This is a genomic window from Streptomyces sp. NPDC088817, from assembly GCF_044750345.1.
Lineage (GTDB): Bacteria > Actinomycetota > Actinomycetes > Streptomycetales > Streptomycetaceae > Streptomyces.
Genome location: NZ_JBIVJN010000006.1, coordinates 343,832 through 361,864, shown reverse-complemented (window position 1 = coordinate 361,864; position 18,033 = coordinate 343,832). Strand labels below are relative to the sequence as shown.

The window sequence follows — 18,033 nt, the reverse complement described above, 5'->3', positions numbered from 1 at the left end:
GCCCGGGCCCCGGCCGGCGGGCGAATCCGTCGGCCGCCGAACGCACCGGCACCGCACCGGTAAAGTGAGGCGGTGCTCAAGGACGTCATCGCGACCCGATACATCACCCCGCTGCGTGAGGGCGGCTCGCTGCCGGGCCTCGTCGAGGCCGACGACTTCGGGACGTACGTCCTGAAGTTCAGCGGCGCCGGGCAGGGCCGCAAGACGCTCGTCGCCGAGGTGGTCTGCGGTGAACTCGCCCGCCGGCTGGGCCTGCGGGTGCCGGGCCTGGTGACGGTCGACCTGGACCCGGTGCTGGGGCTCGGCGAACCCGACGAACAGGTGCAGGAACTGCTCAGGTCCAGCGGCGGCACCAACCTCGGCATGGACTTCCTCTCCGGAGCGCTCGGCTTCGACCCGCTCGCCTTCCCGGTGGACGCCGAGGAGGCGGGACGGATCGTCTGGTTCGACGCGCTGGTGAACAACGTCGACCGCTCCTGGCGCAACCCCAACCTGCTCAGATGGCGCGGTGAGCTGTGGCTCATCGACCACGGCGCCACGATGATCTGGCACCACAACTGGCCCGGCGCGCAGGCCTCGGCCGGCCGGCCGTACGACGCCTCGGAGCACGTTCTCGCGCCCTTCGCTCCGGACGTCGCCGCCGCCGCGGAGCGGCTGGCGCCCCTGGTCACCGAGGACCTGCTCGCCGAGGTGACCGCCGAGGTCCCGGACGCCTGGCTGACCGGCGAGCCCGGCTTCGACACGCCCGACGACCTGCGGCGGGCCTACGCACGACCGCTGCTCGCACGGGCCGCCGTGATCCACGAGCGCATCCACGGCATCGAGGAGGCACGGTGAACGAGCGTCACCTCGCCGGAGGCGGCCGGGCGGGAGACCGCCACATCGTCCGGGCCGGCCGGACGGACGACCGCGACGTCTACGAGTACGCCCTGCTGCGTGTCGTCCCGCGCGTCGAGCGCGGCGAGTGCGTCAACGCGGGCGTACTCGTCTACAGCCGCGCCCGCGCCTACGTCGGCGCCCGCACCCACCTGGACGAGGCCCGGCTGCTCGCCCTGGACCCGGACGCGGACGTCGCGGGCGTGCGTGCCGCGCTCGCCGCGATCGAGAGCGTGTGCGCCGGGGGAGCTGCGGCCGGGCAGGCCGCGGGCGACGACGCCGGGCGGCGCTTCCGCTGGCTGGTCGCGCCCCGCTCCACCATCGTCCAGCCCGGTCCGGTGCACACCGGTCTGACCACCGACCCGGCCGCGGAGGCGGAGAGATTGCTGGACCTCCTGGTGAGGTAATGGATCACATGCACCCGGAGGGCCGTTGACACCGGGTGCCACGGCTTCTAGCGTCGCATCCACCAAAGGTACTAAGCGGTCGCTCACCATAGATCAGGTTCTCTCAAGGGCGAGGAGAAGCACCAATGTCCACCACTGAGCAGCGGGTCGCCGTCGTCACCGGTGCCGCGCGCGGCATCGGCGCCGCCACCGCCGTACGGCTGGCCGCCGAGGGGCGCGCGGTCGCCGTGATCGACCTCGACGAGGCCGCCTGCAAGGACACCGTGGAGAAGATCACCGCGGCCGGCGGCAGGGCCGTCGCGGTCGGCGCCGACGTCTCGGACGAGGCACAGGTCGAGGCGGCGGTCGCGCGCGTCGTCGAGGAACTCGGCGCGCCCACCATCCTGGTCAACAACGCGGGCGTGCTCCGCGACAACCTGCTGTTCAAGATGAGCGTCTCGGACTGGGACACCGTCATGAACGTCCACCTGCGCGGCTCCTTCCTGATGAGCCGCGCCTGCCAGAAGCACATGGTGGACGCCGGTTTCGGCCGGATCGTCAACCTCTCGTCGTCCTCGGCGCTAGGCAACCGCGGCCAGGCCAACTACTCGGCCGCCAAGGCCGGTCTGCAGGGCCTCACCAAGACTCTCGCCAAGGAGCTCGGCAAGTTCGGCATCACCGCCAACTCCGTCGCCCCCGGCTTCATCGCCACCGAGATGACCAAGGCCACCGCGGAACGCGTCGGCATGGGCTTCGAGGACTTCAAGGCCGTGGCCGCCACCCAGATCCCGGTGCAGCGCGTCGGCGAGCCGGAGGACATCGCCAACGCCATCGCCTTCTTCACCGGCGACGCGGCCGGCTTCGTCTCCGGCCAGGTGCTGTACGTGGCCGGCGGGCCGCTCGACTAGGGATCAAGGACATGACTGAACTTTCCGGCAAGGTCGCCCTCGTCACCGGCGCGAGCCGCGGCATCGGATACGGCATAGCCGAGGCGCTGGTCGCCCGGGGCGACCGGGTGTGCATCACCGGCCGCAACGAGGACGCCCTCAAGGAGGCCGTCGAGAGGCTGGGCTCCGACAGGGCCGTCGCGGTCGCGGGCAAGGCCCACGACGAGGCCCACCAGGCCGAGGCCGTCGAGCGCGTCATGGAGGCGTTCGGCCGCGTCGACTTCCTGATCAACAACGCGGGTACCAACCCGGTGTTCGGACCTATGGCCGACCTCGACCTGAACGTGGCGCGCAAGGTCTTCGAGACCAACGTCGTCTCCGCGCTCGGTTTCGCCCAGCGCACCTGGCACGCCTGGCAGAAGGACAACGGCGGCGCGATCGTGAACATCGCCTCGGTCGCCGGCCTGTCGGCCTCGCCGTTCGTCGGCGCCTACGGCATGAGCAAGGCGGCGATGATCAACCTGACCCAGCAATTGGCGCACGAGTTCGCGCCGGGGGTGCGGGTCAACGCGATCGCGCCGGCCGTGGTGAAGACCAAGTTCGCCAAGGCGCTGTACGAGGGCCGGGAGGAGGAGGCGGCCGCCTCCTACCCGCTGGGCCGGCTCGGCGTGCCCTCCGACATCGGCGGCGCGGCGGCGTTCCTCACCTCCGCGCAGTCCGACTGGGTCACGGGCCAGACGCTCGTCGTGGACGGCGGCATCTTCCTCAACGCGGGAGTGGGCTGACCGCCGTCGGACAGGGGCAGCCGGGCGCACCGGGCGCCGATTCCGCCTCTCCGTCCCTTCGTCGACATACGGCTTCGTCGACGTTTCCGGAGGCGGAATCGGCGCCCGAGCCGACGACTCGCAGACGTCCGCCGGAATGACAACGTCGTCATGTTTCGAACCGATCAAGAGCCCCCTCCGAAGCAGGTTCAGCGGGTGGGGCCCTGCGGTATGGTCTGCCGACCCCGACCCCTGGTACGGCAGATCGAGGAGCGTGCGCGTGTCCAAGCGGAACCGATGCCTGCGTCCGGCGGTGGTGACCGCGGCCATGTCCCTGGTGGCCGGCTGCGGCGTCCTCTCCCACGGCGACCCGGAGGGCGGGGGACCCATCGTCGTCGGGACCACGAGCGCTCCCAGCACCCTGGACCCGGCCGCTTCCTGGGACGGCTCCTGGGAGCTCTTCCGGAACATCTACCAGACCCTGCTGGCCTACCCCGACGGCGCGACCACGCCCCAGCCGGACGCCGCCGAGCGCTGCGAGTTCACCGACAGCGGCTACCAGACCTACCGCTGCGAACTGCGTCCGGACATGAAGTTCGCCGACGGGCACGCGCTGGACGCGCGAGCCGTGAAGTACTCGATCGACCGGATCAGGACCATCAACGTGGCCGGCGGCCCGGCGGGGCTGCTCGGCAGCCTGGCCCAGGTGCAGGTGGCCGGCGACCGGGTCGTGGTCTTCAAGCTGAACAAGCCCGACACCACCTTCCCTTTCGTGCTCGCCACACCCGCCATGTCGATCGTGGACCCCGATGACTACCCCGAGCGCTCGCTGCGCGAGGACAACGAGGTCGACGGTTCCGGACCGTACTCCCTGAAGGAGTACGACGAGGGCAGGAAGGCGGAGCTGGTCAGGAACGACCACTACAAGGGGTTCGCCGACCGAAGAAACGACGCGGTGACCATCCGCTACTTCCAGGACTCCGCCGCCATGGTCAAGGCGCTGCGGGACAAGCAGATCGACGTCACCTACCGGGGCCTGGACGCCGACGACATCATCTCCCTCCAGCGCAAGGACACCAAGGACCTCCAGCTCGTCGAGGGCGCCGGCACCGACATCAGCTACCTGGTGTTCAACCCGAAGGACCGCTGGTCCGCCAGACTGGCCGTACGCCAGGCCGTCGCCCAGGTCGTCGACCGCGCAGCCATCGCGCACAACGTCTACGACGACACGGTCGACCCGCTGTACTCCATGGTCCCCAAGGGCCTCACCGGCCACACCACGGGGTTCTTCGACGACTTCGGCGACCCCAGCGTCGCCAAGGCCCGCAAGCTGCTCACCGACGCGGGCATCACCGAGAAGGTCCCGCTGACCTTCTGGTACACCACCGACCGCTACGGCTCGGGGACGGCCAAGGAGTTCGCGGAGCTCAAGCGGCAGCTCGACGGTTCCGGCCTGTTCACCATCACGCTGAGGAGCCGCCCCTGGAAGACGTACGTGGTGGGCTATCAGAAGGGCGAGTACCCGGTGTTCGGGCGCGGCTGGTTCCCGGACTTCCCCGACGCCGACAACTTCATCGCCCCGTTCGTGGGCGAGCAGAACGCGCTCGGCACGCCCTACCCGGTGCCGCGGATCACCAACGAACTGCTGCCCGCCTCGCGCCGCGAGGCCGACCGCGCGAACGTGGTCAAGCAGTTCCAGCAGGCGCAGCAGATCCTGGTGAACGACGCGCGGCTGCTGCCGCTGTGGCAGGGCAAGGTGTACATCGGCGCCGGCGAGGACATCTCCGGCGGTGAGCGGGCGCTCGACCCGTCGACGATCATGATGATGTGGGAGCTGTCCCGGAAGACCAGCTGGTAGGCGGGACGTTCTCCCGGGCGGGAGCCCGTTGTCAGTGGTCGCCTGTAGGTTCTGAGAACGGGAAGTGACCGCACATCGTGAGGACGTTGACGTGACCGACACCGCCATGCTGCCCGAGTCCTGGCGCGGGGTTCTGGGCGACGAACTGCAGCAGCCCTACTTCAAGGAGCTGACCGAGTTCGTCGAGGAGGAGCGGGCGAAGGGCCCCGTCCACCCGCCGCGCGAGGAGGTCTTCGCCGCGCTGGACGCCACGCCGTACGACAAGGTGAAGGTGCTGATCCTCGGTCAGGACCCCTACCACGGCGAGGGTCAGGGTCATGGTCTGTGCTTCTCGGTGCGCCCCGGAGTGAAGGTCCCGCCGTCGCTGCGCAACATCTACAAGGAGATGCACGAGGAGCTGGGCACGCCGATCCCGGACAACGGCTACCTGATGCCGTGGGCGCGGCAGGGCGTGCTGCTGCTGAACGCGGTGCTCACGGTGCGCGGTGGCGAGGCCAACTCCCACAAGGGCCGCGGCTGGGAGCGCTTCACCGACGCGGTGATCCGCGCGGTGGCCGGCCGGCCCGACCCCGCGGTCTTCGTCCTGTGGGGCAACTACGCGCAGAAGAAGCTCCCGCTGATCGACGAGACCCGGCACGTGGTGATCAAGGGCGCGCACCCGTCGCCGCTGTCCGCGAAGAAGTTCTTCGGCTCCCGTCCTTTCACGCAGATCGACGAGGCGGTGGCGGGGCAGGGGCACGAGCCGATCGACTGGCGGATCCCGAACCTGGGCTGACGTGGGCGCGGGGGCGCCCTGATCGGCGGGGGTCGCGGTTAGCGTCGTAGACGTCGGTCGGGAACGGACCTGGAGGCGTGCGGTGGTGGAGCGACAGGAGCAGGCGTCGTCGGACGCCGTGCTGACACGGATCGGGCAGGGCGTCCTGCTGCATCACGCCGGGGACCGCGAGGAGGCCCGGGGGCGCTTCCTGGCCCTGTGGGCGGAGATCGGCGAGGACGGCGATCCGCTCCACCGCTGCACGCTGGCCCACTACATGGCCGACACCCAGGACGACCCCGCGGACGAGCTGGCCTGGGATCTCAGGGCGCTCTCGGCGGCCCAGGAGCTCACGGGGGACCGGCTCGCCGAGCGCGAGGGCGCGCCCGCGGCCCTTGCCCTGTACCCGTCCCTGCATCTCAACCTCGCGGCCGACTACGCGAAACTCGACCACCGCGAGGCCGCCCGGGACCATCTCCACCACGCCCGCACCGCGGCGGGCGCGCTCGGCCGCGACAGCTACGGCGACGGCGTCCGCTCGGCCATCCAGCGCCTCGCGCTGCGCCTCGGCGAGGACGGACCGGGCCCGGCCCCGGGGGGCCCACCGCGGCAGCGCTCGTAGGCCGCGATTAGGGCCCGGCGGCTCCGGCGTCAGCGGTCGTACGTCTGGCGGCAGATTCTGGTCTCCGGGCTGTCCGGTTTCCAGCCGCCGTACTGTCCGCCCAGGGCACAGAGGTCCGTGTTCGGGGGCAGGGCGTGCTGGTGGGCGCCGGGGTGGTGGGCGCGCGGCGGGGACGCGGGCCGCGGGTGCCGGGGGGCCGCGTGCGCCGGGGGCCGGCCGGGGGAGCGGGCCGGTGCCGGGGGCTGCCGCTCGCCGGGCGGCGCCGCCTCGGACGGCACCCGGGTCGGTGCGTCCGGAGTAGTGGAGCGCTGCGGCTCGCCGACGCGTTCCAGGGCCTCGCGGGCGGGTGCCTGCACGGCCGGATGCCCGGCCTTGCCGTCCGGGCTCGGGACCGACAGCGGGGTGGTGGCGGCCGCCGGGCCGGGCGCCGGCGGCCGCTGGACCGTGACACAGCCGGAGAGGGCCGAGACGGCCACGGAGACCAGGAGCGTTGCGGTGGTCGTCGTACGATGCACCCGCGCAACTCTGCTCGGTCCGGAGCGCGATCGGAACACGGCCGGGCGGAGGTTGCCACGGACGGGTGATCCTGGGGCCCGTAAGGGGTGTGCCACCGCGCCCGCGGCTGACGCCGGGTGCCGGGTTCAGTCCCCGCTCGCACCGTCGATCCGCTCGCGGAGCAGGTCGGCGTGCCCGTTGTGCCGGGCGTACTCCTCGATCATGTGGGTGTGGATCCACCGCAGGTTGAACGGTTCGCCGGTGCGCCTGCTCCTGCCCTGCGACAGCTCGTCCAGGCCGAGGCCCGCGGTGTTGCGGCGGGCGGTCTCGATCTCGGACTGCCAGGTCGCGTACGCCTCCGCCCAGGTGTCCTTGCCGGTGACGTGGAAGTCGCCGTCCGGATCCTGATCGCTGCAGTAGATCGGTCCGGCGTCGTCCTTCACGAGCACATTGCGGAACCAGTGCCTCTCCACCTCGGCCATGTGCCGCACCAGACCCAGCAGGGTCAGTTCGGAGGGCTCCACGGACGCGGTGCGCAACTGCTCGTCGGTCAGGCCCTCGCACTTCCACGCCAGCGTCCGCCGGTGGTAGTCCAGCCACCCTTCCAGCATGGCGCGTTCGGAGGCGTTCGTGGCGGGTTCTTGTCGTCGCTCGGTCGTCATGCCTCGATCCTGGCGTGCACCGGTCCGTCGCACCAAGGGTTTTCCAGCGCATGCCTGTGGGGCACGCACCGGTTCAAGGACGGCGAGGTCCCCGTATGCTGCCGTGCAGTCAGGCACGGCGGAGCGGTGAAGGAGCCCAGGTGAAGGTCGGCTGCATCGGACTCGGCGACATCGCGCGGAAGGCGTACCTGCCGGTGCTCGGCTTCCAATCCGGGATCGACCTGCACCTCCAGACCCGGACGCCCGAAACGCTCCAGCGGGTCGCCGACAGCCTGCACCTGCCCGCGGAACGTCGCCACGCCGACCTGGACTCCCTGCTCTCCCAGGGCCTCGACGCCGCCTTCGTGCACGCCCCCACGGCCGTCCACCCGCAGATCGTCACCCGGCTCCTGGAGGCGGGCGTGCCGACGTACGTGGACAAGCCGCTCGCCTACGAACTCGCCGACTCCGCGCGCCTGGTCGGGCTCGCCGAGGAACGGAACGTCTCGCTCATGGTCGGCTTCAACCGGCGCCACGCACCCGGCTACACGCAGTGCGCCGACCACCCCCGCGAGCTGATCCTGATGCAGAAGAACCGCGTCGGACTGCCCGAGGAACCGCGCACGATGATCCTCGACGACTTCATCCACGTCGTGGACACCCTGCGGTTCCTGGCGCCGGGCCAGGTCGACGACGTCACCGTACGCGCGCGCGTGCGTGACGGCCTGCTGCACCACGTCGTGCTGCAACTCGCCGGGGACGGGTTCACCGCGCTCGGCGTGATGAACCGGCTCAGCGGCTCGGCGGAGGAGATCCTCGAGGTCTCCGGGCAGGACACCAAACGGCAGGTGGTGAACCTCGCCGAGACCGTCGACCACAAGGGGCAGCCGACCGTGCGCCGACGCGGCGACTGGGTGCCCGTCGCCCGGCAGCGCGGCATCGAGCAGGCCGTGCTGTACTTCCTCGACGCCGTACGCGCCGGGAAGGTCCTCAGCGCCCGTGACGCGCTGGAGACCCACGAACTGTGCGAACGGGTGGTACGGACGGTTCTTGAGCGCTCCGGCGCCGCCTGAGCGCCCGCACGCTCTCCGTCGCGCCGAGCACGGCCAGCACCAGCAGCGCGCCGTGCGCCGGCCAGTCGCCGAAGCGGACGTACAGGGTGACGCCGTGCGCGGTCGGCACGTCGTACACGCGCGCGGTGCCCTGGTCCGTGCCCAGCCAGGAGCCGACGCGCTGCCCGCCCGGGCCGTACGCGGCGGACACGCCCGTCAGCGTCGCGTGCACCATCGGCCGCCCGGTCTCGGCGGCCCGCAGCGCGGCCAGCGAGGCGTGCTGCTCGGGAGCCCAGCTCTGCTGGAACGTCGACGTCGAGGACTGCGCGAGCAGCACCCGCGCGCCGTCCTGCGCGAGGTGCCGGCTCATGTCGGGAAACGCCGTCTCGAAGCAGATCATCGGGCCGACGCGCAGGCCGTGGCCGACGTTCATCACCACCTGCTCGGTGCCCCGCCCGCGGTCCTCGCCCGCGGCCCGGCCGACGGAGGTCGCCCAGCCGAGCACCGAGCGGGCCGGGACGTACTCGCCGAACGGGACGAGCCGCATCTTGTCGTAGCGCTCGCCGGTCGGGCCGTCCGGTCCGACGAGGACCGAGCTCTTGTATATGCCCGGCCGGTCGGAGCGCCGGGCGTCCACGTTGACCAGCACGTCGGCGCCGGTCTCGCGGGACAGCGCCGCGATGCGCCGCGCCAGGTCCGGCCGGTGGCCCAGGTCGAAGCCGACGCTGCTCTCGCCCCAGACGACCAGGTCGGGGTGTTGCCCCGCCAGCCGGCGGGTGAGCTGCTCCTCCAGGTCGAACCGCCGCTGCCCGCTCTCGATGCCGGCCACGACGCCCGGCTGCACGACGGCGATCCGGGCGTGGCCGTCGACGTCGGGGCGCGGTGCCCACACCCACACCGCGGAGGTCGCCGCGGCCACGGCCGCGAGACCGGCCACCGCGGTCACCCGGGGCGCGCGGACCGCGACCGCCCGCCGGGGCACCAGCAGCGCGACGGCGACGTTGACGGCCACCACCAGGAAGCTCAGCAGCCACACTCCGCCCACCGAGGCCAGCCGCAGCGCCGGGGCCACCTGCCACTGGCTGGAGCCCAGCATGCCCCACGGCCCGCCCAGCGCCTGCCAGGACCGGACGAGCTCGACCGCCAGCCACGCCGACGGCAACACGACCAGCGCGGCCGCGGCCCGCCCGGGCGAGGGCGTCCCCGCCAGGAACCGCCGCACCAGCCAACCCCAGGGCGCCCACAGCAGGCCCATCAGCGCGGCGAGCACGACGGTGAACACGTTCAGGTTGGGCAGCAGCCAGTGGAAGACGGCCAGCATGAAGCCCAGCCCGCCGAACCAGCCGTCGTACGCCGCCCGCTTCCCGGTCGGAGCGGAGCGGGCCAGCAGGATCCACGGGACCAGCGCGACGTAGGCGAACCACCACAGCGACGGGGCGGGGAAGGCGAACACGAACAGGGCACCCGCGAGCGCGGCGAGCACCGAGCGCCGCCACGGGGAGGTGAGCCACCGGTCGAACGCTTTCATACGGTGCCCTCCTGCCCCCGCGGATGGCTCCAGTGTGCGCGTCCCGCGGGCGCCCCGGAAGATCGCGTCCGGCGGGCCGGGGTAGGGCCCGGAATCCTCGCCTCCGCGCATGGGCGGCAGCGGTCCTAGGATGATCACATGGGGGTGTGGTCGGTCGGCGCTGCGGAGGTCCCAATGAAACGTCTCGTGACAGTCGTCACCGGCGGTGGCCGGGGCATCGGCGCCGCGATCTGCCGGCGGCTGGCGGCCGACGGACACGACGTGGTCGTGGGGTACGTCGACGACACCGCGGCCGCCGAGGCGGTGGCCGACGAGGTGCTCGAGGCCGGGGCGCGCGGGGTGACCGTGCGGCTGGACACCTCCGTGGAGGCGGACGTCGAGCGGCTCTTCGCGACGGCGGAGGAGCGGCTCGGCCCGGTGACGGGACTGGTGAACAACGCCGGGGTGAGCGGACCGCTGGGCCGGCTCGCCGATACGGACACCGCCGACCTTCGGCGCGTCGTGGACGTCAACCTCCTGGGCACACTGCTCTGTTCGCGCCGTGCGGCCCAGCTGATGGCGCCCCGGAGGAACGGCGTGATCGTGAACGTGTCGTCCGCGGCCGCCACGCTCGGCAGCCCCGGGGAGTTCGTCCACTACGCGGCGACCAAGGCCGCCGTGGACGCCTTCACCGTCGGCCTGGCCAAGGAGCTCGGCCCGGACGGCATCCGCGTCAACGCGGTCGCGCCCGGCATGATCGACACCCAGATGCACGCGGCGATGGGCGACCCGGACCGGGTGCGGCGCGTGGCCGGTGACATTCCGCTGGGCCGGGCGGGCCGGGCGGAGGAGGTCGCCGCGGCTGTGGCGTGGCTGATGTCACCGGACGCCTCCTACACGACGGGAGCGGTGCTGCGGGTGTCGGGCGGCCGCTGAGCCGGAAACGGGCCGCGGGGCCCGGCTCGGCACGGCGACCGCCCGTGGACCGGGGGCGTCAGGCGGCCGCGACGAGCTCGTCCCTCATCGCGGCCGCCCACTCGACCACCAGCAATTCGTACTCCGCGCGCTCCTGGGCCGACAGGGACCCGCTCGAGCGCAGCCACAGCGACCGGATCTGCTCGTTCAGCTCGGCGGCGGACCGCACGGAACCAGGGGCCACTGAATCGGGGAACATGGCCACAGCCTAGGGGCAAGGACTGACACTGCGCTACCGGACGGCTACAGGGGCCGTATGGACTCGGTCACGCGTACGCGTCCCGGCCGTCGCACCGGACGGACGTCGAGCACGCGTACGCGTGCGGTGCCCTCAGCGGCGCCGCAGGTGGTGGCGCTTGCGCCAGGCGACGGCCGTGCCGAGCACGGCCGGCACCACGATGGAGGCCATCGCCAGGAGGAAGGCCGGGGAGGTCGGTGCGGAGGCGCGGGCACCGGCGACGGCGTACGCGGCGGTGTTGGGGATCGAACCGAGGGCCGTGGCGACGAGGAACGCCGTCCAGCCCATGCGGGAGACGGCGGCGCAGTAGTTGGCGGCCCAGAACGGGACGCCCGGGAAGAGCCGGGCCGCCATCATCGAGCGGAAGCCGTGCCGGCTGAGCTGCCCGTCCGCCGCCCTCAGGAGCCGGCCGCGCAGCAGCGGGCGCAGCGCGTCCTGGCCCAGCAGGCGCCCGAGGCCGAAGGCCGCCCCGGCGCCCAGCACTGTGCCGGCCAGCGCCGCCGCGAGCCCCAGCCACGAGCCGAACAGGGCGCCCGCGGCCAGGTTCAGCAACGGCCGCGGTACGAACGCCACCGTGCACAGGCCGTACGCCGCCGCGAACACCACCGCCGCGACGACGCCGCCCAGTTGGGGCGGCCAGCCGTGCGCGAGGAGCTGTTGCGGTTCGAAGAGCAGCACGGACACCCCGGCCGCGGTGAGCAGGGCGAGCAGGAGACAGAGCCGCGCCCAGGGGGACAGCGGCACACGCGCCCAGCGGGCGGGAGGAGCGGACGTGGTGGACACGGACGGGACGACCGGGACCGGCGGGGCCGCGGGGACGGCGGCGGCCGGCTCGGTGGCGGCGGCCTGGGGAGAGGCCGTGGCGGTGCCCCCAGAGCGGGTGGTGGCATCGAGCATTCGGTGACATTAGCGGACGGATGCGAGTGATCGCCGCAGGGCCCGGCAGTCGGGAGCCGTCGACCGCCCTGAAAACCGTTCGACGGGCGGCGAGGGTCTCGTGGATGATCGTCCCATGTTCCGGCACGCCTTCGTCCTCGCAGCATCCGCGGTCGCGGATGCCCCGGAGGCTGCCGTCCTGATCCTCGTCGCCGCAGTCGACGGCGCCCGAAGCTGACCCTCCCCGGACCGTCCGGCGGACCCCTCAGGGGGAGGGTCGGCCATCCCGTGGGGTCCCGCAGCGCAGCACCTACCAGGCTTCGAGGTACAGCCATGCCCAAGACGGCGTACGTACGCACCAAACCGCATCTGAACATCGGCACGATGGGTCATGTCGACCACGGCAAGACCACGTTGACCGCCGCCATCACCAAGGTGCTGGCCGAGCGTGGCTCCGGCACCTTCGTTCCGTTCGACCGCATCGACCGGGCCCCGGAGGAGGCCGCGCGCGGCATCACCATCAACATCGCGCACGTCGAGTACGAGACCGACACCCGGCATTACGCGCACGTGGACATGCCGGGCCATGCCGACTACGTCAAGAACATGGTGACCGGGGCCGCGCAGCTCGACGGCGCGATCCTCGTCGTCTCCGCGCTCGACGGGATCATGCCGCAGACCGCCGAACACGTGCTGCTCGCCCGGCAGGTGGGTGTGAACCACATCGTCGTCGCCCTCAACAAGGCTGACGCAGGCGACGAGGAGCTCATCGACCTCGTCGAGCTGGAGGTCCGCGACCTGCTCACCTCGCACGGCTTCGGCGGCGACGCGGTCCCCGTCGTACGGGTCTCCGGGCTTCGCGCCCTGGAGGGCGACCCGCGCTGGACGGCGTCGATCGAGGCGCTGCTCGACGCGGTGGACACCTATGTGCCGATGCCCGAGCGGTACCTGGACGCGCCGTTCCTGCTGCCGGTGGAGAACGTGCTCACCATCACCGGCCGCGGCACCGTGGTGACGGGCGCGGTCGAGCGCGGCACGGTCCGCGTCGGCGACCGGGTCGAGGTGCCGGGTGCCGGCCTGGAGACGGTGGTCACCGGTCTGGAGACCTTCGGCAAACCCATGGAGGAGGCGCAGGCCGGGGACAACGTGGCCCTGCTGCTGCGCGGGGTGCCGCGTGACGCGGTCCGCCGCGGCCATGTCGTCGCGGCGCCGGGCAGCGTGGTCCCGCGCCGGCGCTTCACCGCGCGGGTGTACGTGCTGTCGGCGCGCGAGGGCGGCCGTACGACACCGGTGGCCACCGGCTACCGGCCGCAGTTCTACATCCGCACGGCGGACGTGGTGGGCGACATCGACCTCGGCGAGGCGGCCGTGGCGCGGCCCGGCGACACGGTCACGGTGACGGTGGAGCTGGGGCGCGAGGTGCCGCTGGAGCCGGGGCTGGGGTTCGCCGTCCGTGAGGGCGGACGCACCGTCGGCGCGGGGACCGTGACCGCCGTGATGTGAGGCGTCCGAAGGGGCTCGCGGGAGCCGCGGCCGCCGGCCGGTGTTCAGCCGGTCGGCGGTCCTCCCCACCTGGGGCGTGACGGGGCCGTCGGGGGTGTGACGGACCGGCACAATGGACGCGTGAACGAGCCGATACCCGTGACCCGAGCCGTCGATCACGGGACCGCCAAGCTGATGCCCGACGTCGACCGCGAACGGGCCTGGCTGCTGACCGTGGACGGCGCGCCGCAGTCGTACGTCGACCTGGACGCGCCCGCCCACCTGGAGTTCGAGTACACGCGCAGGCTCGGCCACGCCCTGGACACGGTCGCGGAGCCGGGCTCCCCGCTGGACGTGCTGCACCTCGGCGGGGGCGCCCTCACCCTGCCGCGGTACGTCGCCGCGACCCGGCCCGGCTCCCGGCAGGACGTCGTCGAGGCCGACCGGGGCCTGCTGGAGATGGTCGTCGCCCATCTGCCGCTGCCGGACGGAGCCGACGTCTCGCTGCACACCGCCGACGCCCGCGCCTGGCTGGAGGCCGCCCCCGACGACTCGGCGGACGTCCTGATCGCGGACGTCTTCGGCGGCTCCCGGGTGCCGGCCCACCTCACGTCCCTCGGCTACGTCCGCGAGGCGGAGCGCGTGCTGCGCCCCGACGGCGTCTATCTCGCCAACCTCGCCGACGCCGCTCCGTTCGCCTTCCTGCGCTCCCAACTCGCCACCCTTGCGGTGGTGTTCGAGGAACTCGCGCTGATCGCCGAACCCGCAGTGCTGCGCGGCCGCCGCTTCGGCAACGCGGTGCTGATCGCCGCGCACCGGCCCTTCGACGTGGCCGCGCTGACCCGGCGGACCGCCTCCGACGCGTTCCCCGCCCGCGTCGAACACGGCGCCGTGCTGCGGGAGTTCGCGGGGGGTGCCGAGCCGGTTCCGGACGACGGGGCCGTGCCGTCGCCCGAGCCTCCGGAGGGCGCGTTCGGCATCGGCTGACCAGTGCCGCCCGGGCGCCGCCGCGGGTGCGGGTCGGTTGACGGTCAGCCCCCGGTCGGGGTTCCGTGCAGCCGGACCGTGCTGAGGATCTTCATGATGGTCTCCGTCGGGACCTCCTCCTTCACGCCCTTGGCGCCGTAGAAGTTCCAGGACACGAAGTCCCCGGCGGAGTTCTTGAAGCCGAAGGTGAGCGCCTTGCCGTCGCTCGCGCACTTGCCCTTCTGTGGCGTGTTCTTCGACTGGGCCGAGGCGATGCTGCCCTTGATGCCCGACGTGGTCGTGTAGGGCTTGGCCTTCTCGTCGAACGTCAGGCTCTTCTTGTCGGGCTGCGTGTAGCCGCCGTAGACCCACCAGGCCACGGTGTTCACGGCCACCTCGTCGGTGTTCTTGGCGCCGTCGGCACCCTTGGTGCCCGCCGCGGCGAGCGAGGTGTCCTCCTCGCGGCCGTCCTTGTCGTCGTCGGACGTGCACCACTTGGACTTGTACTCGACCACCCCGGACATGATGGTGAGCGGCTTGCCGGTCTTGTGATCCTCGAAGCCGATGCTCAGGCCCGCGGACTGGACCTCCCAGTCGGCCGGCACGTCGAAGGCGACGCCCCGCTTGGGGTTCACGACGACCTTCCAGCCGGGAATCGTCGGCTTCTCGGTCTCCGTGCCGCGCGGGTTGTCGCCCGAGTCGGAGCCCGAGTCCGAGGCGGTCGGGTCGGCGGAGGCGGGAGTGGTGGGGGACGGGCTCGACTTGGTGTCGTTCGGCCCGCCGTCGGCCTTGTCGTCCTTGTTCCCGCCGAGCACCAGGAAGCCGGTCACCGCGGCGGTCAGAGCCACGGCCGTGACGCAGAGGATCGCGACGAGCTTCGTCCGGTCGCCGCCCCCGCCCGGCCGCTTCGGCGACTCGGGGCTGCCTATCTGTGTGGGCGCGCCCCACTGAGACTGCTGGGCATATGGGTTGGGCTGCTGGTAGCCGGGCTGCTGATAGGGATTCGGCTGCTGGTATCCCGGCTGCTGATACGGGTTGTTCTGCGGGTTCTGCTCGCCCCCGGGCGGCTGCTGTCCTGGCCACATGGGCAGTAACCCTAGTGGCGTCAGGGACACGATTCGGTCACCGCCTTTTGTCAGGGACGTACCAGTAAGACGTGCGTCCGCCTCGTGCGGGCTCTGGCCCGAACGAGCTACCGATGAGTAACATTCCGGCATGAGCGCTGACCAGATGTCGATCGGCGAGATGCTCGCCGCCACCGTGCCGATGGCCCGGACCCTGAACCTCGAATTCCGTCAGACCACGCCGGAACGGGCGGTGGTGGCCCTGCCGGACCAGGCCGACTACCACAACCACGTGGGCGGGCCGCACGCCGGCGCGATGTTCACGCTGGGCGAGTCCGCGAGCGGGGCCATCGTGCTGGCCGCGTTCGGCGACCAGCTCTCGCGTGCCGTGCCGCTCGCCGTACGGGCCGAGATCGCCTACCGGAAGCTGGCCATGGGCGCCGTCACCGCCACCGCGACCCTCGGCCGTCCGGCCGCCGACGTCGTCGCGGAGCTGGACACGGGGAAGCGACCGGAGTTCCCGGTGACGGTCGAGATCCGGCGCGCGGACGGAGACGTGACGGCAGAGATGACGGTCGTCTGGACCCTCCGCCCCAACGGCTGAGCGACGGCCGCCGCCTTCCGCGCGGGCGCGGAGCACCGGGGCCGCGCAACACCGCGACGGGCACCCGCGCCCGCGACGGGCACCCGCGCCGGGGTGGCGGACACCCGGCCCCGGCCCCGAACCCCCGCGCCTCGCGGCGGGCGCCCGGGCCTTGGCGGCGGACGTCCGTCGCCTCCTCGGGCGGTGGCGCCGGTCCGCCCAGAGGGGCGGTCGGGAATGACCGTGCGGCGCGGGAGCCCGGCCGTAGCCTCTGGGCAGGCGCGGAGCACCGAGGCCGCGCAACACTGAGGCGAACGCCCACGCCTCGCGGCGAACGCCCAGGCCCCGGCGTCGGACGCCCGCGCCTGTGGCGGGCACTCGCGCTCGTGGCGGACAGCCGCGCTGGGGCGGCGGTCACCCGGCCCCGGCCGAGGCTGCGGTCACTCGCGTCTCGCGGCGGCCACCCGCGCTCCTGCGGCGGACCCGCCGCCTCCCCGGGCGGTGGCGCCGGTCCGCCTCGAGGGGCGGCCAGGAATGACCGCGCGGCGCGGGAGCTGCCGGGAAAGGCGGCGCAGTGCGCGGGGGCTGCCGGGGCGCGGCTGGGGACGCGGCGGCGCGGTGTGCCGGAGCTGCCCGGTCGCGGGCGCCATCCGTGCGAGTCGCTCGGTCGGGTCGACCCGGTAGGCTTCCCGTGGGGGCGCGTCTCGCGGCGCTCCGCAGCAGTGCAGGGACGCGAAACGGGGAGGAACCGGCGGTGCACGTCCAGGAGTGGCTCGACACGGTACCCGCGGCCGCCGTCTACGCCGTGGTCGGCCTGGTCATCGGTCTGGAGAGCCTGGGCATCCCGCTGCCGGGCGAGATCGTCCTGGTCTCCGCGGCCCTGCTGTCCTCCCAGCACACGGGCATCAACCCGATCGTCCTCGGTGTGTGCGCCACCGCAGGTGCGGTCATCGGTGACTCCATCGGCTACGCCATCGGCCGCAAGGGCGGCCGGCCGCTGCTCGCCTGGCTGGGGAGGAAGTTCCCCAAGCACTTCGGCGAGGGCCACATCGCGACCGCCGAGCGCTCCTTCGAGAAGTGGGGCATGTGGGCGGTCTTCTTCGGCCGCTTCGTCGCCCTGCTGCGCATCTTCGCCGGCCCCCTGGCGGGCGTGCTGCACATGCCGTACTGGAAGTTCCTCGTCGCCAACGTCCTCGGCGGCATCTGCTGGGCCGGCGGCACCACGGCGGTCATCTACTACGTGGGCGTCGTGGCCGAGTCCTGGCTGAAGAAGTTCTCCTGGCTGGGCCTGGTGGTGGCCGTGCTCATCGGGCTCGGCTCGATGCTGGTGCTCAAGCGCAAGGCGAAGAAGGCGCAGGCCAGCGCGCGGCCCGAGACCGAGGAGCCGGAACCGGTTCCCGCCGGGGAGTAGCAGGACGCCCTCCCCGAGGGCCGCGGGCGGCCGGTCTCAGGAGTGTGCCTCGCGGTGCGCCTGCGCGAGCCGCGTGTACATCGCGCCGTTCAGGGTGATCCCCTCGCGCTCCTCCTGCGTCAGCTCCCGCCTGACCTTCGCGGGAACACCGGCGACCAGCGACCCGGGCGGCACCCGCATGCCCTGCGGCACCAGCGCCTGCGCCGCGACCAGCGAACCCGCGCCGATCACCGCGCCGTTCAGCACGGTCGCCCCCATCCCGATCAGGCAGTCGTCCTCGACGGTCGCGCCGTGCACCACGGCGTTGTGCCCGATGGAGACGCGCTCGCCGACGGCGACCGGGAAGCCGGGGTCGGCGTGCAGGGTGCAGTTGTCCTGGACGTTGCTGCCCGCGCCGACCGCGATCCGCTCCACGTCGCCGCGCAGCACCGCGCCGTACCAGACGCTCGCGCCCGCGCCCAGTGCCACGTCACCGATCACCGTGGCCGTGGGTGCCAGGAACGCCCCCTCGTCCACCTGCGGCTCACGGCCGCCGATGCCCACGATCAGCGCCTTGTCCGTCATCGTCGTTCTCCCTTTCACCGCATGGGTCCGAC

General features: G+C 72.6%; 20 protein-coding genes. 13 read left to right on the top strand and 7 right to left on the bottom strand.

Annotation, left to right across the window (positions count from 1 at the left end; translation table 11 throughout):
* Positions 1 to 72: 72 nt before the first annotated feature.
* From ACIP4X_RS14305 to ACIP4X_RS14275, 7 genes are all read left to right on the top strand, one after another.
* Positions 73 to 837, top strand: a complete 765-nt coding sequence (locus ACIP4X_RS14305; protein WP_358736533.1) for a HipA family kinase — start codon at positions 73 to 75, stop codon at positions 835 to 837.
* Positions 834 to 1,283 (top strand): DUF3037 domain-containing protein, encoded by a 450-nt coding sequence (locus tag ACIP4X_RS14300; RefSeq protein WP_358736532.1) that lies wholly within the window; start codon positions 834 to 836, stop codon positions 1,281 to 1,283. The genes ACIP4X_RS14305 and ACIP4X_RS14300 overlap by 4 nt, the downstream gene beginning before the upstream one ends.
* A 125-nt stretch (positions 1,284 to 1,408) precedes the next feature.
* Complete coding sequence (gene fabG / locus ACIP4X_RS14295) at positions 1,409 to 2,170, top strand: 3-oxoacyl-ACP reductase FabG (protein WP_358736530.1); 762 nt, start codon at positions 1,409 to 1,411, stop codon at positions 2,168 to 2,170.
* An 11-nt stretch (positions 2,171 to 2,181) separates the two neighbouring features.
* Positions 2,182 to 2,934 (top strand): SDR family oxidoreductase, encoded by a 753-nt coding sequence (locus ACIP4X_RS14290; RefSeq protein ID WP_358736528.1) that lies wholly within the window; start codon positions 2,182 to 2,184, stop codon positions 2,932 to 2,934.
* A gap of 259 nt (positions 2,935 to 3,193) precedes the next feature.
* Positions 3,194 to 4,771, top strand: coding sequence for an ABC transporter substrate-binding protein (locus ACIP4X_RS14285; RefSeq protein ID WP_358736526.1), 1,578 nt, complete (start codon positions 3,194 to 3,196; stop codon positions 4,769 to 4,771).
* A 91-nt stretch (positions 4,772 to 4,862) separates the two neighbouring features.
* Positions 4,863 to 5,546, top strand: coding sequence for a uracil-DNA glycosylase (gene ung, locus ACIP4X_RS14280; protein WP_358736525.1), 684 nt, complete (start codon positions 4,863 to 4,865; stop codon positions 5,544 to 5,546).
* Between the two features lie 82 nt (positions 5,547 to 5,628).
* Positions 5,629 to 6,147 carry a hypothetical protein gene (locus ACIP4X_RS14275; protein ID WP_358736523.1) on the top strand — a complete coding sequence of 173 codons (519 nt, stop codon included), beginning with the start codon at positions 5,629 to 5,631 and terminating at the stop codon, positions 6,145 to 6,147.
* A gap of 29 nt (positions 6,148 to 6,176) precedes the next feature.
* On the opposite strand, the gene ACIP4X_RS14270 is transcribed toward ACIP4X_RS14275, so the two are convergent.
* Positions 6,177 to 6,662 carry a hypothetical protein gene (locus ACIP4X_RS14270; protein ID WP_358736521.1) on the bottom strand — a complete coding sequence of 162 codons (486 nt, stop codon included), beginning with the start codon at positions 6,660 to 6,662 and terminating at the stop codon, positions 6,177 to 6,179.
* Positions 6,663 to 6,788: 126 nt separating this feature from the next.
* The gene (locus ACIP4X_RS14265) at positions 6,789 to 7,304 is read right to left on the bottom strand and encodes a DinB family protein (RefSeq protein ID WP_358736519.1); all 516 of its coding nucleotides are present in this window, start codon (positions 7,302 to 7,304) and stop codon (positions 6,789 to 6,791) included.
* Between the two features lie 140 nt (positions 7,305 to 7,444).
* Here ACIP4X_RS14265 and ACIP4X_RS14260 point away from each other — a divergent pair, with 140 nt between their 5' ends.
* On the top strand, positions 7,445 to 8,356 hold the full coding sequence (locus ACIP4X_RS14260) for a Gfo/Idh/MocA family oxidoreductase (RefSeq protein ID WP_358736518.1): 912 nt from the start codon (positions 7,445 to 7,447) through the stop codon (positions 8,354 to 8,356).
* Here ACIP4X_RS14260 and lnt read toward each other — a convergent pair.
* Positions 8,274 to 9,863: an apolipoprotein N-acyltransferase gene (gene lnt, locus ACIP4X_RS14255; RefSeq protein WP_358736516.1), complete on the bottom strand. Its 1,590-nt coding sequence runs from the start codon at positions 9,861 to 9,863 to the stop codon at positions 8,274 to 8,276. The genes ACIP4X_RS14260 and lnt overlap by 83 nt on opposite strands.
* A gap of 174 nt (positions 9,864 to 10,037) precedes the next feature.
* Between lnt and ACIP4X_RS14250 the strand changes: the two genes are divergently transcribed.
* On the top strand, positions 10,038 to 10,778 hold the full coding sequence (locus ACIP4X_RS14250) for a glucose 1-dehydrogenase (RefSeq protein WP_358736514.1): 741 nt from the start codon (positions 10,038 to 10,040) through the stop codon (positions 10,776 to 10,778).
* Between the two features lie 58 nt (positions 10,779 to 10,836).
* Here the strand turns inward: ACIP4X_RS14250 and ACIP4X_RS14245 are convergent, their stop codons facing one another.
* The gene (locus ACIP4X_RS14245; RefSeq protein ID WP_358736513.1) at positions 10,837 to 11,016 is read right to left on the bottom strand and encodes a hypothetical protein; all 180 of its coding nucleotides are present in this window, start codon (positions 11,014 to 11,016) and stop codon (positions 10,837 to 10,839) included.
* A 132-nt stretch (positions 11,017 to 11,148) separates the two neighbouring features.
* On the bottom strand, positions 11,149 to 11,952 hold the full coding sequence (locus ACIP4X_RS14240; protein WP_358736512.1) for a VTT domain-containing protein: 804 nt from the start codon (positions 11,950 to 11,952) through the stop codon (positions 11,149 to 11,151).
* 312 nt (positions 11,953 to 12,264) lie between these two features.
* Here ACIP4X_RS14240 and tuf point away from each other — a divergent pair, with 312 nt between their 5' ends.
* Both tuf and ACIP4X_RS14230 read left to right on the top strand, forming a co-directional pair.
* On the top strand, positions 12,265 to 13,434 hold the full coding sequence (gene tuf / locus ACIP4X_RS14235; RefSeq protein WP_358736510.1) for an elongation factor Tu: 1,170 nt from the start codon (positions 12,265 to 12,267) through the stop codon (positions 13,432 to 13,434).
* A 120-nt stretch (positions 13,435 to 13,554) separates the two neighbouring features.
* A complete protein-coding gene (locus ACIP4X_RS14230; RefSeq protein WP_358736509.1) occupies positions 13,555 to 14,400 on the top strand; it encodes a fused MFS/spermidine synthase in 846 nt (281 codons plus the stop codon).
* Positions 14,401 to 14,444: 44 nt separating this feature from the next.
* Here ACIP4X_RS14230 and ACIP4X_RS14225 read toward each other — a convergent pair whose 3' ends face one another.
* Complete coding sequence (locus ACIP4X_RS14225) at positions 14,445 to 15,464, bottom strand: hypothetical protein (RefSeq protein ID WP_358736508.1); 1,020 nt, start codon at positions 15,462 to 15,464, stop codon at positions 14,445 to 14,447.
* A gap of 130 nt (positions 15,465 to 15,594) precedes the next feature.
* Between ACIP4X_RS14225 and ACIP4X_RS14220 the strand changes: the two genes are divergently transcribed.
* Together ACIP4X_RS14220 and ACIP4X_RS14215 are read left to right on the top strand one after the other, a co-directional pair.
* Positions 15,595 to 16,047 carry a DUF4442 domain-containing protein gene (locus tag ACIP4X_RS14220; protein WP_358736507.1) on the top strand — a complete coding sequence of 151 codons (453 nt, stop codon included), beginning with the start codon at positions 15,595 to 15,597 and terminating at the stop codon, positions 16,045 to 16,047.
* Between the two features lie 733 nt (positions 16,048 to 16,780).
* Positions 16,781 to 17,437 carry a DedA family protein gene (locus tag ACIP4X_RS14215; protein ID WP_358736505.1) on the top strand — a complete coding sequence of 219 codons (657 nt, stop codon included), beginning with the start codon at positions 16,781 to 16,783 and terminating at the stop codon, positions 17,435 to 17,437.
* Positions 17,438 to 17,473: 36 nt separating this feature from the next.
* Here ACIP4X_RS14215 and ACIP4X_RS14210 read toward each other — a convergent pair whose 3' ends face one another.
* Positions 17,474 to 18,001 carry a gamma carbonic anhydrase family protein gene (locus ACIP4X_RS14210; protein WP_358736503.1) on the bottom strand — a complete coding sequence of 176 codons (528 nt, stop codon included), beginning with the start codon at positions 17,999 to 18,001 and terminating at the stop codon, positions 17,474 to 17,476.
* Positions 18,002 to 18,033: the final 32 nt, after the last annotated feature.

Coding starts and splice junctions, on each gene's coding strand:
- fabG (WP_358736530.1), top strand. CDS start 1,409: ATGTCCACCACTGAGCAGCGGGTCGCCGTCGTCACCGGTGCCGCGCGC.
- ACIP4X_RS14290 (WP_358736528.1), top strand. CDS start 2,182: ATGACTGAACTTTCCGGCAAGGTCGCCCTCGTCACCGGCGCGAGCCGC.
- ACIP4X_RS14265 (WP_358736519.1), bottom strand. CDS start 7,304: ATGACGACCGAGCGACGACAAGAACCCGCCACGAACGCCTCCGAACGC.
- lnt (WP_358736516.1), bottom strand. CDS start 9,863: ATGAAAGCGTTCGACCGGTGGCTCACCTCCCCGTGGCGGCGCTCGGTG.
- ACIP4X_RS14250 (WP_358736514.1), top strand. CDS start 10,038: ATGAAACGTCTCGTGACAGTCGTCACCGGCGGTGGCCGGGGCATCGGC.
- ACIP4X_RS14245 (WP_358736513.1), bottom strand. CDS start 11,016: ATGTTCCCCGATTCAGTGGCCCCTGGTTCCGTGCGGTCCGCCGCCGAG.
- ACIP4X_RS14240 (WP_358736512.1), bottom strand. CDS start 11,952: ATGCTCGATGCCACCACCCGCTCTGGGGGCACCGCCACGGCCTCTCCC.
- tuf (WP_358736510.1), top strand. CDS start 12,265: ATGCCCAAGACGGCGTACGTACGCACCAAACCGCATCTGAACATCGGC.
- ACIP4X_RS14225 (WP_358736508.1), bottom strand. CDS start 15,464: ATGTGGCCAGGACAGCAGCCGCCCGGGGGCGAGCAGAACCCGCAGAAC.
- ACIP4X_RS14220 (WP_358736507.1), top strand. CDS start 15,595: ATGAGCGCTGACCAGATGTCGATCGGCGAGATGCTCGCCGCCACCGTG.
- ACIP4X_RS14210 (WP_358736503.1), bottom strand. CDS start 18,001: ATGACGGACAAGGCGCTGATCGTGGGCATCGGCGGCCGTGAGCCGCAG.